This is a genomic window from Anaerocolumna sp. AGMB13025 (assembly GCF_029689925.1).
Taxonomy (GTDB): Bacteria; Bacillota; Clostridia; order Lachnospirales; family Lachnospiraceae; genus Anaerocolumna.
On sequence record NZ_CP121445.1, the window covers coordinates 335,561 to 349,954 of the forward strand.

The 14,394-nt window shown below is 38.4% G+C and carries 13 protein-coding genes; 10 read left to right on the forward strand and 3 right to left on the reverse strand.

What is annotated here, in order from left to right; translation table 11 throughout:
- The first annotated feature begins 346 nt into the window (after positions 1-346).
- The 3 genes from QA584_RS01345 to QA584_RS01355 all read left to right on the forward strand — a co-directional run bounded on the left by QA584_RS01345 (position 347) and on the right by QA584_RS01355 (position 5,320).
- Entirely contained in the window at positions 347-1,528 is a 1,182-nt protein-coding gene (locus QA584_RS01345) for a class I SAM-dependent methyltransferase (protein ID WP_278272731.1), read from the forward strand.
- A 12-nt stretch (positions 1,529-1,540) separates the two neighbouring features.
- Positions 1,541-4,075, forward strand: a complete 2,535-nt coding sequence (locus tag QA584_RS01350; protein ID WP_278272732.1) for a hypothetical protein — start codon at positions 1,541-1,543, stop codon at positions 4,073-4,075.
- A gap of 129 nt (positions 4,076-4,204) precedes the next feature.
- Entirely contained in the window at positions 4,205-5,320 is a 1,116-nt protein-coding gene (locus QA584_RS01355; RefSeq protein ID WP_278272733.1) for an aminopeptidase, read from the forward strand.
- A 5-nt stretch (positions 5,321-5,325) separates the two neighbouring features.
- Here the strand turns inward: QA584_RS01355 and QA584_RS01360 are convergent, their stop codons facing one another.
- Entirely contained in the window at positions 5,326-5,679 is a 354-nt protein-coding gene (locus tag QA584_RS01360) for a helix-turn-helix domain-containing protein (protein ID WP_278272734.1), read from the reverse strand.
- A gap of 190 nt (positions 5,680-5,869) precedes the next feature.
- Here QA584_RS01360 and QA584_RS01365 point away from each other — a divergent pair, with 190 nt between their 5' ends.
- Positions 5,870-6,886: a glycosyltransferase family 2 protein gene (locus QA584_RS01365; protein ID WP_278272735.1), complete on the forward strand. Its 1,017-nt coding sequence runs from the start codon at positions 5,870-5,872 to the stop codon at positions 6,884-6,886.
- Between the two features lie 70 nt (positions 6,887-6,956).
- Here the strand turns inward: QA584_RS01365 and QA584_RS01370 are convergent, their stop codons facing one another.
- Entirely contained in the window at positions 6,957-7,628 is a 672-nt protein-coding gene (locus QA584_RS01370; RefSeq protein ID WP_278272736.1) for a phosphatase PAP2 family protein, read from the reverse strand.
- A 297-nt stretch (positions 7,629-7,925) separates the two neighbouring features.
- Here QA584_RS01370 and dtd point away from each other — a divergent pair, with 297 nt between their 5' ends.
- The 4 genes from dtd (at position 7,926) to QA584_RS01390 (ending at position 11,926) form a co-directional block, all read left to right on the forward strand.
- Positions 7,926-8,381: a D-aminoacyl-tRNA deacylase gene (gene dtd / locus QA584_RS01375; RefSeq protein ID WP_278272737.1), complete on the forward strand. Its 456-nt coding sequence runs from the start codon at positions 7,926-7,928 to the stop codon at positions 8,379-8,381.
- Positions 8,382-8,741: 360 nt separating this feature from the next.
- Positions 8,742-9,734, forward strand: coding sequence for a hypothetical protein (locus QA584_RS01380; RefSeq protein ID WP_278272738.1), 993 nt, complete (start codon positions 8,742-8,744; stop codon positions 9,732-9,734).
- Positions 9,735-10,354: 620 nt separating this feature from the next.
- Positions 10,355-11,287: a cysteine synthase A gene (gene cysK, locus QA584_RS01385; RefSeq protein WP_278272739.1), complete on the forward strand. Its 933-nt coding sequence runs from the start codon at positions 10,355-10,357 to the stop codon at positions 11,285-11,287.
- Positions 11,288-11,560: 273 nt separating this feature from the next.
- Positions 11,561-11,926, forward strand: a complete 366-nt coding sequence (locus QA584_RS01390; RefSeq protein WP_278272740.1) for a NusG domain II-containing protein — start codon at positions 11,561-11,563, stop codon at positions 11,924-11,926.
- Positions 11,927-12,064: 138 nt separating this feature from the next.
- On the opposite strand, the gene QA584_RS01395 is transcribed toward QA584_RS01390, so the two are convergent.
- Positions 12,065-13,216 carry an FMN-binding protein gene (locus QA584_RS01395; protein ID WP_278272741.1) on the reverse strand — a complete coding sequence of 384 codons (1,152 nt, stop codon included), beginning with the start codon at positions 13,214-13,216 and terminating at the stop codon, positions 12,065-12,067.
- Positions 13,217-13,555: 339 nt separating this feature from the next.
- Here QA584_RS01395 and QA584_RS01400 point away from each other — a divergent pair, with 339 nt between their 5' ends.
- Both QA584_RS01400 and spoIIID read left to right on the forward strand, forming a co-directional pair.
- Positions 13,556-14,029: an acyl-CoA thioesterase gene (locus tag QA584_RS01400; protein WP_278272742.1), complete on the forward strand. Its 474-nt coding sequence runs from the start codon at positions 13,556-13,558 to the stop codon at positions 14,027-14,029.
- Positions 14,030-14,093: 64 nt separating this feature from the next.
- Positions 14,094-14,354, forward strand: coding sequence for a sporulation transcriptional regulator SpoIIID (gene spoIIID / locus QA584_RS01405; protein ID WP_278275095.1), 261 nt, complete (start codon positions 14,094-14,096; stop codon positions 14,352-14,354).
- Positions 14,355-14,394 lie beyond the last annotated feature (40 nt).

Here is a 14,394-nt window from a genome sequence, read left to right on the forward strand (position 1 = left end):
CGAGGATGGTTTATAATAATTTCCAGTTGAATTACTTGGCAACACAGTCGAATAATTTGGGATTCCTCTTCTTGATGCGGCCTTCATACTGCCCGTGAAACTAATATTAGCTTCTTGGTCATTGGGATTATTAAAGGGTGAATATTCAGGCAAGGAATATTTCATTAGATCCTCCTTGGATTTTGGTATCATTTTATTTATCAATATATGCTTATGAAAGCGAACCGTGCATAAATAAAGAACAGGAAGTTTTTAAAAATAGTAGGAATATTTTAGCTTATATGATAAAATACATAAAGAAGATTAGAAGACAGCCCGCGGGCTGCAAGGAATGAAGGGCAAAGTTATGGCAGATCAGAATATAATAGAGATAATAAGCAATAATTTAAATATAGAATTTATAGATATGATACTTAGTAATCCTCCTGCTGGTTCCGAAATCAGTAAGATTAAGATCCGGTCGGTAATGGTAAAAGACAATCTCATATTTCAGGCGACTGAATTTCGTGACAAGCAGGTTTTCCACAGTAATTATACTAAGGAGGAGCTGCTTGACAAATTGTCTGAATGGTTAAATTCATATATGAAGCAACTCCTTTTAAGGACACAGAGCAGGCAGATTACTGTATTAATCAGCAAAAAAGGTAAATCTAGCATAAAGGTTAAGAATTATGAGGGACAAAGGCAGATGGCTCCGGCACTTGAGCATAACAGAGAGAAGGAATACATCCTTAAAGAAGGAAATACGGTCCCTTTTCTTGTTGATTTGGGAGTAATGACGTCGGAAGGAAAGATTGTAAAACCAAAATACGATAAGTTCAAACAGATAAACCGTTTTCTGGAATTTATAGAAGATATCCTGCCATTTCTTGATAAAGACAGGGAACTTACAATTATTGATTTTGGCTGCGGGAAGTCTTATCTGACCTTTGCCATGTATTACTATTTGAAAGAATTAAAGGACTATCCCATACGTATTATCGGACTGGATTTAAAGAAAAAGGTGATTGAAGACTGTAATAAACTTGCCGCCCGTTACGGCTATGATAAACTAACCTTTTTAGAAGGCGACATTGCTTCTTATGAAGGTGCCGGTAAGATTGATATGGTAGTGACCCTCCATGCCTGTGACACAGCTACGGATTACGCACTCCATAAAGCGGTACTTTGGGATGCAGATGTCATATTATCAGTACCCTGCTGTCAGCATGAACTTAATTCACAGATTAGCAATGACCTGCTTAACCCGGTACTGCACTATGGACTTATAAAGGAGCGTATTGCAGCCCTTACCACCGATGCCTTAAGAGCAGAAATACTGGAATTAGTAGGTTATAAAACACAGATTCTGGAGTTTATTGATATGGAACATACCCCTAAGAATATTCTTATCAGGGCAGTTAAAAGACCGGGTGCAGCCATACAAAAGAGCAAATTAATTGCATATGAAGAATGCAGAAACTTTTTAGGAGTGGAACCTGCTTTATATAAACTGCTGTCTGACCGGTTTATATCACGTATGGAGTAAGGAAGTGAATTTATGTTAAAATTATTATATAGGGGTATTATATTAGTGTGTATCTTCGCGGCTTCCCTCTACTATTTTGGACGGGATATCAAGGAGGAAGTATTTGATGTGCAAAAAACCATTGAGATGGGAGAAACCTCATTTCCCATCCTGACCATAAGACTGAATCAAGAGGAAATTAACCAGCTTCATGGCTACAGCAGCAATTTAAGTGCCAACATGGTAAGGGAAACCATTACTCCCCTGGATACGGATCAAAGCTTTGAAGTAATAATAGACGGAAAAGGTAACGATGTAAAACGGGTTATCTATGAACTGCGTTCGGTAACGGATAATAAGCTGATAGAAACCGGGACTATTAATGCACTGGAAAAAGAAGAGGATAAAAAGACGGCCAAAATTAAATTTAAAACAGCCCTATCAGAGGATTTCGAATATGCTGTTAAATTAACCATAGTTACCAGCCAGAGCAGAAAGATGAATTACTACACAAGAGTAGTGTTTGAACCTTCTTCCTATTATAAAGAGAAACTTGATTTTGTAATGGATTTTCATAATGCGCTTATGGATAAGAAAAAAGCAGATGATATTATCAAATATTTGGAGCCGGAAGGGAATGCGGATAATTCCTCTCTTGCCTATGTTAATATCCACTCCAGCTTTGACCTGGTAAAATGGGGGAGCTTAAAGCCTGTAGTACTTGGTACCATTGTGCCGACTGTAAACGAAATTAATTCCGATACGGCTTCTGTTCAGTTAAAATATATGATAACAGCAAAAACCGAATCTGGACAGGAGTATTATTATGTGAAGGAATTTTACCGTGTACGTTATACCACAACAAGAATGTATCTCCTTGATTATCAACGTACGATGGAGTCAGTTTTTGATATTGGTCTTACCAGCCTTAAAAAAAGTGAATTAAAGCTTGGTATTACGAATCAAAGTAATACGGATCTTTTTACAAGCACCGATAATAATAAACTTTCCTTTGTAAGGCAGAGGGAATTATGGTATTACAATCTGGCAGAGAATACGGCAGTCAAGGTGTTTTCCTTCCGCCAGGAGGATACGGATTATGTCAGGGATACTTATGATGAACATGATGTCAGGATTCTGAACATGGATGAGGACGGCAATATTGATTTCTGTGTCTATGGTTATATGAACAGGGGCGTCTATGAAGGGCGTGTCGGCATTGTGCTTTATAAATATTACAGTGCACAAAACCGTATTGAAGAACAGGTTTATATACCCATGAATGTAACTTATCAGATATTAAAAGAAGAACTGGACCAGTTTAGTTATGTAAATCAGTTGGAGGTCTTTTACTTTATCTTAAATCATAAAATATATGCTTATAACCTGATAACAAAGGGATTAACAGTAATTGCTTCCGATGTCAGAAGTGAGGATTATGTCATCAGCAAGGAGATGCATTATATTGCGTGGCAGAATAACAGTGCACCGGATAAAGCCACAGAAATAATAATACTGGATCTGGAATCCGGTAACAAACAGAAAATAACCGCACCAACGGGGCAGAATATTAACCTCCTTGGTAAAATTGATAATAATATCATATATGGTTATGTGAAAACCTCCGCTATTACCAGGCAGATTGATGGCAGCCTGCTGGTTCCCATGCATAAAGTAATAATTGCGGATTCTAATTCAAAGATTTTAAAAGAGTATTCCAAAAAAGGATATTATGTGTCGGGAACCACAGTAAAAGATAATGTAATCACGTTGGACCGTGTAAAAAAAGAAGATGGAGCTTATGTAACCACGGAGACAGACAATATATTAAATACAGTTATTGAAAAAACAAACCCCATCGGGTTAACTACAAGGATTCCCAAAGATACCTTAACGGAATATTATATTTCCCTGCCCTCGGGATTTGCTATGGTGGAAAAGCCGGAATATACTAAGACCATCAATACGGTTATTACAGAGGATACAACTCTAAGGTTTGAGGATTCCGATATTGTATCAGAGCCTTACACCGTTTATGCTTTAGGCGGCATTACAGGTATTTATGAACGAGCAGGGGATGCCATTGATGAGGCATATAATACTTCGGGTGTGGTTCTGAATCAGAATCAGCAAAAGATTTGGGAACGGGGAGTCAAAAGCAGTGTGAAAGAAATCAGTAACATTACTCCGGTCTATACAACAGGGAACCTTGACAGCGTTGAGGCCAGTGTACAGATGCTTTTAAGCTACAGAAGCGGGGGCGTAAATGCCGGCAACCTAAAATCCGGAACCGTAAGTGATATGTTAAGCCAAAGCATGGGGGACAAAGCATTAAACCTGACGGGCTGTACTTTGACGGAGATTCTCTATTACATTGATAGAAATATTCCTGTCATAGGTATGAAAGATAAAGACAGCGCAGTATTAATTGTTGGATATGATGCCTATAATATAACTGTAATCGATCCGTCTCTTCATATGAAAAAGAAAATAGGTCTTGGTGACGGAACAGCCATGTTTGAACAGACCGGAAATCTGTTCTTTGGGTATTTGCCAGGCAATCAGTAAGGTATTGAGCTTTAGGTGGTTATGGTACATAAAAGCCATAGCAGCACTTAAAAGCCATTTATATAAGTATTTCATATATAATAACGGGGTATGCTAAAACAGCGCCGCGGGAAAGAAAGGATAATCACAATGGATGAAAGAATAAAAGTATTGGCTCACAACTTAGTAAATTATTCAATGGCGGTAAAAAAGGGGGATAAAGTATATATTCAATATATTGGAAATTCCACGAAGGAACTGGCCGGAGAGATTATTAAGGAAGTATACTTAGCCGGCGGACTGCCTTTTCCGCATTTTACAGATCAGACCATACAAAGGAAGGTTCTCTTAAACTGCACGAAAGAGCAGATTTCCCTTATGGCCAAAATAGATGCGGCGGAAATGTCGGAAATGGACTGTTACGTAGGAATAAGAGGTACGGATAATGCTTCCGAATTAGCCGATGTACCTGCCGAAAAGATGGAGATATATGAAAAATACTACTCCACTCCGGTTCATCACGATATTCGTGTCAGCAAGACCAGATGGGTAGTACTCCGCTATCCTAATTATGCAATGGCTCAGCTTGCTAATACCAGCTTAGATAGTTTTCAGGATTTTTATTTTGATGTCTGCAATTTGGATTATTCCAAGATGGGAAAAGCCATGGAGAGTCTGGTAGCACGGATGGAAAAGACAGATAAAGTTAAGATTATTGGACCGGGAACGGATTTAAGCTTCTCCATAAAAGGAATTCCTTGTATCCCCTGTGCCGGAGAATGCAATATACCAGATGGTGAGGTATACACAGCACCTGTTAAGGAATCGATTAATGGAACGCTTTCTTATAATACCCCGGCAGTCTTTCAGGGCTTTACTTATGAGAATATTCAATTGACTTTTCAGGATGGAAAGATAGTAAAAGCGACAGCCAATGATACAGAGCGGATTAATAAAGTGTTTGATACGGATGAAGGTGCCAGATATGTGGGGGAATTTGCCATCGGCGTTAATCCTTATGTGTTAAAACCTATGAAAGATACCTTATTTGATGAAAAAATTATGGGTTCCTTCCATTTTACACCAGGTAATTGTTATGATATAGCGCCGAATGGCAATAAATCTGCAATTCATTGGGATTTAGTATGTATCCAGACTCCTGAATATGGCGGCGGCGAGATTTATTTTGATGATGTATTGATTCGCAAAGACGGTCGGTTTGTAATCCCTGAATTAGAATGTTTGAATCCTGAGAATTTAAAGTAATCATATTAACTGGTCTTCTTTTTCAATAGCTTTTCACCGGCTTTTTCCCGGTCAAGAAGTAAGGCTTTTAAAATGATGATGCAGCGCTCTTTATCCTCGTTAGAGAAGGAGTCAAATAATTGGTCAAACTGGACTTTAAGGGATACCGGATTCTCTGATCGGACAATGTGACCAACCAATCTGTCTATGGAGATTTCGAAGAAATCCGCTATTTTGATTAAGGTTTCAATGTTAGGAGAAGAGATATCTTTTTCATAGCTGCTTATCATCTGCTGGGTGATACCCAAGGCGCATCCTAACTTGCTCTGACTGATTTTGCGTTCTTTTCTAAGTTTTTCTAAATTTGAACCGAATGACATAAATTACCTCCGGAAACGTTTTTGTTTGTATTATATCATTCGTGAAAAAGTAAAACAACGAAATAATTCTTACGTTTACCTTACTAAAATTTAATATTTCTTAATTTATAGGGATATTAATTGATGTTTATCTTTTATGTTTTATAATACTTTATATGGATATTTATGATCATTAGGAGGAAGATGCAAAATGAAACTATTAAGTGTGGCAATACCATGCTATAATTCTGCCGCATATATGAAGCATGCGATTGAAACCTTATTGACTGGCGGCAGTGACGTAGAAATAATTATTGTCAATGACGGGTCATCCGATGATACGGCTGGAATAGCGGATGAGTATGCCGCTAAATACCCGGATATCATAAGTGCAATTCATCAGGAAAACGGTGGACATGGTGAAGCGGTTAACACTGGTCTGCTCCATGCAAAAGGGTTATATTTTAAAGTAGTGGACAGTGATGACTGGGTTAATGAAGCAGCACTTAGAAAAGTCCTTGATAAGTTAAGGGAATTGGTGGTAGACGGACAAAGTCCGGATCTTATGCTGGCTAATTATGTGTATGAGAAACCCAGCATAAATAAGCATAAGGTTATGGATTATAAGACAGCACTTCCACAGGATCGGATTTTTACCTGGAATGATATTATGTATTTTAAACAAAGCCAGCAGATTATTATGCATGCTGCCATTTATAGAACCAAGCTGCTAAAGGATTGTGGACTTAAATTGCCCCAGCACACCTTTTATGTGGATAATATTTTTGTCTATCACCCCCTGCCGCATGTAAAGACGTTGTATTATCTGGATGTAAACCTGTACCGGTATTTTATCGGAAGAGATGACCAATCTGTAAATGAAAAGAATATGATCAAGCGTATTGACCAACAGATTTATATTACTAAAATAATGATTGATGATATGGATGTAATGACAATAAAGAACAAAAAACTCCGCAATTATATGATAAAATATCTGTGTATGATGATGACTGTTTCTTCCGTATATTTAATCAAAGAAAATACAGAGGAAAGTCTCGCCAAAAAGCAGGAATTATGGAACTACTTAGAGAAAGCCAATAAAAAGCTGTATACGAAGATCTATAACCGTTTTCTTGGAAGATCTATGAACCTCCCCGGAAAAGCAGGTCGTAAGATAGTAGAAGTCGGTTTTAAAATTTCCAAAAAAATATATGGTTTCAGTTAAAAACTGAAACCATATATGCGTTATTAACTATAGTAATGATGTTACTGCTATCAGTGATTTAAAGATAACATCAATATTGTGCAAATACTTTCTTTTCTTTTACTTTTGCTGCTTGTTTGCTGCCGCTTAAGACATAAACCAGAAGATACATTACTATACTTAAGGCAATGGCAGCGATGGCATCAAATGCAGAATGTTGTTTTAAAAACATGGTTGAAAGGGATATGAGAACGGTTAATATCGTGGAACCAGCTCTTAACCACTTGTATTTTTTCAGAGCCTCACTTCGATGAATGGCTATATTGGCTCCAATGGAGTTAAACACATGGATACTGGGACATACATTGGTAGCGGTATCCGTACTGTAAAGTGCTTTTACAATATGGATAAAAACATTGTCCCTGCCAATCGTTGACAGGTCCGGTCTTAAATTCTGTCCATTCGGCCATATCGTATAGATAATCAGGCATACTGTCATTCCGATAAATAAAAAGGCGGTTACTTTATAAAAGTCTTCTCTGGAAGTAAGGAAAAAGTAAGCAACGGTTGCAAAGATGAATACAAACCATAAATAATAAGGAATAACAAACCATTCATTAAAAGGTATGATATCATCCAGCCAGATGTGAACTGGTGTATAATTGGTCGTAATATGTTTTTCCAATGCAAAAAACCAGACAATGTAGATGAAAAAATAGGACAGAACCCATCCGTGTTTATATTTTAATATTAATTGTTTCAACAGTATCAACCTTTCTGAAATTAGAAATTAAGTGTAAACTATAATAGTATATTTATTTAATTATAATCATATTAATATCATTCATTGGCGATTATAGCACAAAGCCGTTCACACCACAATATCTAACAAAGAATATTCAGATAAATTAAGGAAAATGTAAGAAATAAAACAAGGTAAACAGAGGGTTCCGACCACTATACTTGATTTTTACTTTATTATTCTTAACAGAACTTCCTGTTGTTATGAAAAAGAAGATCAGTAAATTACAAAGCTATTTAGTTAAAGGAAGGAGTTTTCATGAAAATTGTAATACAAAGGGTAAAACAGGCCTCGGTAACAGTGGAGGGAGTCTGTGTAGGAAAAATCGGAGAAGGACTTTTGCTGTTTATTGGAATTGGCAGAGAAGATACCATGGCAATAGCAGATAAATATATTGAAAAAATCTTAAAACTTAGAATTTTCTCAGATGAACAGGGGAAAACGAATCTGTCCCTCCTTGACATAAACGGCGAGATACTTGCAATCTCCCAATTTACCCTATATGCAGATTGTAAAAAGGGTAACCGTCCTAATTTTCTGCAGGCAGCCGACCCACAGAAAGCACAGGAGTTGTACCGGTATTTTCTTGATGGCATAAAAAATAAACTTGGAAAAGTAGAGGCCGGTGAATTCGGTGCAGATATGAAAGTAGAATTGTTAAATGACGGACCCTTTACGGTAGTTCTTGAGGATCATGAACTGGGAATATGCTAGACATGCCTGTTTAAAACATGTTCTGTATTTAAAGTACATTCATAAATTCCTTGTACCGCCCCGTTCTATAAAGGGTAGGAATAAAAAACTTTCGCAATTTATGCTATAAAGCAAAGAGAATTACTAAAAATCGAGGTCTGCAAAAAAACATATAATTACCTGTATTGCCAGCTATGTGCGAATAATTAAAAGAAATAAGCAGTATTGAAAAGAATTACGAAACATTTCATCATAACGGGAGCGGAAAAACCGTCGAAAGGTTGTCTGTCATTCGGTTTGTAACCCATATCGTTTTACGGTATAATAAGATGCTGTAAAAATATGGATGACATTAAAATCCACTCGTGTGCTTGGAGGTTTATGATGAAAGGTTATAAATTAATCCATAATTGGGTTATTCTGCTTATTACAGGACTTAGTTTGTGCTGCCTTGGTATCGGATATGCTGTCAGAGCAGATGCCGATCCCGTTAAAGAGGATATGCCCCCCACCCCGTCTTTTATTTTTTCAAAAGATAGTGATCAGGATTTTAATCTAAGGCTGGTTTATAACCTGGCGGGAGAAAAATCTGCTTCCGATACTGTAAGTAAGATAGAAAAAAATGGGTCTTTGGATGCATATATGAATTATGATAGTAAGACTCTGGGTATCAGCGGAGCAGAGGCATTTGATCTTACTGATTTTATCAATGGCTTGGTAAGCCTGGCAATCGATTACCGCATGACAAAAGATGAGCCTGGCCAGAATACCAGTCAGGTTACTCCCGGAGTTTATGACCTGGGCAATATCCCCCTGTTCCTTACCAGGGAAGCCCCATATTGGTGTATTGTTAATAAAGGTGGTGCATGGGGAGTTGGATTACCGGATATAGGAGTACCTGACGCTATCTATAAACTAATACCGGAAAATATATCTGGTATCCTTGGATATAACACCATAACTTCTTATAGTAAAGGTGTACTAAAGGGGACTGTATCCATTGGGAATTATAGTTTAAGGGAAGACCATGCATCAGAAGGACAAGCTACACCCCAGGAAAATCTATCTTTCGGGTATGACTTACAGACTTTAAAGAAAACGCAGGAAATTAACCTTAGCAGTTTAGGGCTGCCCGAAAAAATAAACCAGGAGATCCTTTCATCGGGTCAAAAAGCCAGCTTTTTAGAGGTTGTAGCAAATTATTATTTTAGTGTACCCATAGGTCTGAATCGGAAAACCAGTGACGATATCCAAAATCCTTCCAAAGCCGCCGGTTATGATCTGCTTACCGGACAACCCCAGATTCAGGGGCAGATAACATTGAGAACTCTGGTTAAAGTCCTGCATGATATAGAAACAGGTCAAGGCGGATAAGATTGCATAACAAGGGTATTACCATATGATAGAATCGTTCTGGTATCTCATCAGGGAATGGGATACCTTTTTTAATTTACGAGGAAAGTTCTAAGAACTTACCTATAAATTAAAAAGCCTTCCAGGCAGGATGCGCATGACGCACTTAAGGAAGATTGTCACTGTCGTGACAGCGCGTCAGCGCTAGAGTCTGGCGAGGCAGACTCTTTGTTCTTCTGGCGAGGCAGACTCTTTGTTCTTCTGGTGAGCCAGATTCTTTGTTCTTCTGGTGAGCCAGATTCTTTGTTCTTGTTGCATAGAAAAGTTCTCCGATATAAAATCAAAAGCCCGGTCTGAATAAAACAAGTGAAAGAATAATACAATAATCAGTATGGGAGTATAGAAGCAACAATCATTTGGTTACTGTTCCCACGATGTTTCGCTTTGCTGTTCTCACAAAAGAAATGCCGCAAATACAAGTTGAGAACAGTATGAAAAATAATTCATACTAATCATATATGAAATATTAAAATAATCGTTGACAAATGGTATTCACTGTGTTAGATTATATATAAACCAAACGGACTTAGTAAATTAATTTCAAGTTATAAAGAATATAAACATTAAAGGAGAATAAGATTATGGCAAAAATAGCAAAGAGTTTAACAGATTTAATCGGAAGTACCCCGTTACTGGAGCTGACTAATTATGGAAAAGCCAATGATTTAGCAACAGCTATCGTAGCAAAATTAGAATATTTCAATCCCGCAGGAAGTGTGAAAGACAGAATAGCAAAGGCTATGATTGATGATGCCGAGGCAAAAGGAATCTTAAAACCGGGTGCAACTATTATCGAACCTACCAGTGGTAATACCGGTATTGGTCTGGCCTCCGTAGCAGCTGCAAGAGGTTATAAAATTATTTTAACTATGCCTGAGACAATGAGTATAGAACGTAGAAATCTATTAAAGGCCTACGGTGCCGAATTAGTACTGACAGAAGGTGCCAAAGGTATGAACGGTGCTATTGCTAAAGCAGAAGAATTAGCGAAAGAAACTCCGGATTCCTTTATTCCTGGACAATTTATAAACGCTGCCAACCCGGAAGTACACAGAAATACTACCGGACCTGAAATTTGGGAAGATACCGATGGTAAAGTGGATATCTTTGTGGCAGGTATTGGTACTGGCGGTACTATAACTGGTGTTGGTGAATATCTAAAGAGCAAGAATCCCGATGTAAAGATTATAGCTGTTGAACCAAGTGCTTCTCCTGTATTATCCAAGGGAACTCCCGGACCTCATAAGATCCAGGGAATTGGTGCCGGTTTTGTTCCTAAAGTACTTAACACAGGAGTTTATGATGAGATTATTACTGTTGATAATGAGGATGCATTTGCAACTGGCAGAGCCATTGCAAAGCATGAAGGTTTATTAGTGGGTATTTCCTCCGGTGCTGCAACTTGGGCTGCCACCCAGGTCGCAAAACGTCCTGAGAATGCCGGTAAGACAATTGTTGTATTGTTACCGGATACCGGTGAAAGATACTTATCAACTCCTTTATTTGCAGAATAAATTGTAAGAATATAACCCATTTGTCATAAGGAATACAAGCTGCACTGTTGATACCAGAACCCTTTTGGTATCTTACGGTGCAGTTTTTCGTGCATCGCGAAGCGTGTTATTGTTCATATTACTGCTGTTTTTAGCAGTGGCGTGAACAGAATTTTATCATTTACTGAAATAGGATTCCGACAAAAATACGTTGCACAATCGTCTTGATGCATGTATAATATGGAGTGCTAAAGCCTGTATCAGGCTGTATTGGCAGAAAGGCGTGGTTTACTTATGAAACGGAATGATTTAATACTGGCGGCAATTATAATAGTTATAGCGGCAGCCGGATTGATTTATATGAACATAGCAAAGCAGAACGGAGATGTAGTAGTAATCAGAGTGGATGGAGAAATATATAAAGAACTGCCCCTTAATAAGGATACCTCCCTTGAAATTAAAGGAGTAAATGGCGGAACCAACCAACTGGTAATAAAAGACGGGCATGCGGATATAGTAGATGCCAGTTGCCCGGATAAAATCTGCGTGCATCAAAGGGATATTGAAAATGATGGTGAGACCATAGTCTGCCTGCCTAATAAGGTAGTAGTGGAAATTGAAAGCAGCAAAGAAAGCGAAGTCGATGCGGTAGCCAATTAGAACCGGATATTAATTAAATACAGAAGGAGTTTAAAATAAGGGCGGCTGCTTTATCTACTACAGATTTGGCAGCCACCCTTTATGTAACGATTGCTATTTGTCAGGTTTGTCTATAACCTGGGTTTGGGTTTTAAGGCGTTACTTTGAAAGTACAAACTCCTTAATAAACTCCTGAGCTTTGTTAATACTATTAATAACTGCAGTTGATGAAACAGTAGCACCGGATACGACATCGACTTTGGTGGAAAGACCGGGGGTATTATCAGGAGTGGCTGCCGATTGTGGCTCCTCTGCTGATTCAGGTACAGTTTCGTTACCGGATGTCTGCTCTGACGTGGATTCTTCCTGGGTATTAACTTCCGGTTTCTTAGCAGCAGCATCTTTGAGGCACTCCTGTACCAGATTTATAAAGTCACGTACTGATATGGTAACTCCGGTCACAGCATCGGTTTTACCTTCCGCATTCATAGTAATGGTATCGATAGATTGCTGTTTTACCAGATAATCGGTTATAGCCAAAGCCTGTTCCTGCCAGGTAAGACCGCCGCCTTCCATTTCATAGATACCGTCGGCTGATAACACACTCTTTAATTCACCTTTATCATTATAGGCATCCCAGATGACTTCTGTCATCTTACCGTTTTCAATGGTTAAGGTAACCTTATCTTTGTATCCCTGGTCGTCAAATTCCGGTTCTTCTGCTTCATAGGTTCCGTCTGCCAGCACGTTGCCAGAGGTTTCGGAAACAGTATTCGTTTCACTGGTATCTGTTTCTGTGGTTTTAGGTTCAGATGTCTGGGCATCTGTTGTTGGCTCCGTACTATTAACATCATCTGAACTAGTTTGGTTATCGGTACTGTTAAGATCCTCGCCCGATATGGAAACTGGGGCTGTTATACCGTTAAACTGGCTTAAGAAAGCTGGGTCTGTAATCTTGTCACCATAGCCCTTGGATTCCTTCTGATTCTTGACTGCCACAGATTTTACGGTATCTCCTGTACTGTCAAAGGTAATATCTAACAGTAAGTCACTCTTATAACCTTTGCTTTTCGCAGTTACCAGAAAACCATCGATCTTGCCGTCACTGGTATACAGATAGGAGGCAGACTGGATAACGATGTCACCGGTATTTGGATAACCCGTCAGGTCAATAGCACCGGAATTATTGCCATCCATACCGGTAGTGGATTTGGATTGATTATAAAACAGTATACCAGCGGTTATAATGACTGCCAGTACAACAATGACACCTGCAATTAAAATTCCAATAGATTTGTTGTTTTTCTTCATTTTCTTACTCCTGTCTCCCGTTTAAAGCAGATAATACTTTATATATGCTTAACTGGGGCTGTTTCATACTTTACCTGTTTCATTACTTTACCTGTTACTTTAAACGTCTATATTGCTAAAGATTGGACTTGCTCAATTATTTTATCATAATATGGGTATGCAGTAAAGTCTTTCCCGGTTAATTCCTCTTAGGTTTGCCCGGGCAGATGAAAGAAATATATGGACAAGTACAGGTATGAAAGTATATAATAATATGTCTGACTTTATTTCGTTATGGATAACGAATAGATTGGGATTTACAGGTTTATATGAATTGTTTCATAGGTAAGGAGTTTAAGAATGGAAACAGAAAAACGTGTGGAAGATTCCTTTACGGAGCAAATACAATTACTGATGCCCCGTCATATTAACGGAAATGGCAGGTTATTTGGCGGTAAACTCCTGGAATGGATTGATATAGTAGGCGGCGTAGCAGCCAGAAGACATTCCGGATGTAATGTTATAACGGCAGCAATCGATAACCTTCAATTTAAAGAGGGTGCCTATGTTAACGATACTCTGGTGTTAATTGGAAGGATCACCTATGTTGGGAATACCTCTATGGAAGTCAGGGTCGACACTTATGTGGAAGAATTATCAGGAATCAGAAGGCCAATTAACCGGGCTTATATGGTTTATGTAGCATTGGACAGCGAAGGAAAGCCTGTCAGAGTACCTCGCTTAATAATAGAAACAGAGAACCAGCGGGGAGAATGGGAAGGTGCCCTTAAAAGGAACGAATTACGTAAAATAAGAAGAGAAGAAGGCTATTAGTAACCAGACATATCATTGGACAAACAAGCATATATTTAAAAAAACAAGCTTGGGGGCCCATATGATGCAGCAATACATTGAGGATAGAATAATCGAGCTGGCTTATTACACCATCGAGACAAAAGCGACAGTCAGGGAAACGGCTTTAAAATATGGAATCAGTAAATCAACTGTCCATAAAGATCTGCAGGACCGTTTGCCGTATGTCAATAAGCAATTGTATCATGCCGTAAACGAAATACTTATGATGAATAAATCAGAAAGGCATATTCGAGGCGGGATGGCTACAAGGCAGAAGTATCTTAGTATTGTTGAAGCGATCTGAAAATCCAGGGCGTCTTAGGATGTGCTTAAACAGACGCCCC

Excerpts from the sequence above, each read along its gene's own strand:
- QA584_RS01355 (WP_278272733.1), top strand. The coding sequence starts at position 4,205 with ATGGATGAAAGAATAAAAGTATTGGCTCACAACTTAGTAAATTATTCA.
- QA584_RS01350 (WP_278272732.1), top strand. The coding sequence starts at position 1,541 with ATGTTAAAATTATTATATAGGGGTATTATATTAGTGTGTATCTTCGCG.
- QA584_RS01390 (WP_278272740.1), top strand. The coding sequence starts at position 11,561 with ATGAAACGGAATGATTTAATACTGGCGGCAATTATAATAGTTATAGCG.
- QA584_RS01400 (WP_278272742.1), top strand. The coding sequence starts at position 13,556 with ATGGAAACAGAAAAACGTGTGGAAGATTCCTTTACGGAGCAAATACAA.
- QA584_RS01380 (WP_278272738.1), top strand. The coding sequence starts at position 8,742 with ATGATGAAAGGTTATAAATTAATCCATAATTGGGTTATTCTGCTTATT.
- cysK (WP_278272739.1), top strand. The coding sequence starts at position 10,355 with ATGGCAAAAATAGCAAAGAGTTTAACAGATTTAATCGGAAGTACCCCG.
- QA584_RS01365 (WP_278272735.1), top strand. The coding sequence starts at position 5,870 with ATGAAACTATTAAGTGTGGCAATACCATGCTATAATTCTGCCGCATAT.
- QA584_RS01395 (WP_278272741.1), bottom strand. The coding sequence starts at position 13,216 with ATGAAGAAAAACAACAAATCTATTGGAATTTTAATTGCAGGTGTCATT.
- dtd (WP_278272737.1), top strand. The coding sequence starts at position 7,926 with ATGAAAATTGTAATACAAAGGGTAAAACAGGCCTCGGTAACAGTGGAG.
- QA584_RS01345 (WP_278272731.1), top strand. The coding sequence starts at position 347 with ATGGCAGATCAGAATATAATAGAGATAATAAGCAATAATTTAAATATA.
- QA584_RS01360 (WP_278272734.1), bottom strand. The coding sequence starts at position 5,679 with ATGTCATTCGGTTCAAATTTAGAAAAACTTAGAAAAGAACGCAAAATC.
- spoIIID (WP_278275095.1), top strand. The coding sequence starts at position 14,094 with ATGCAGCAATACATTGAGGATAGAATAATCGAGCTGGCTTATTACACC.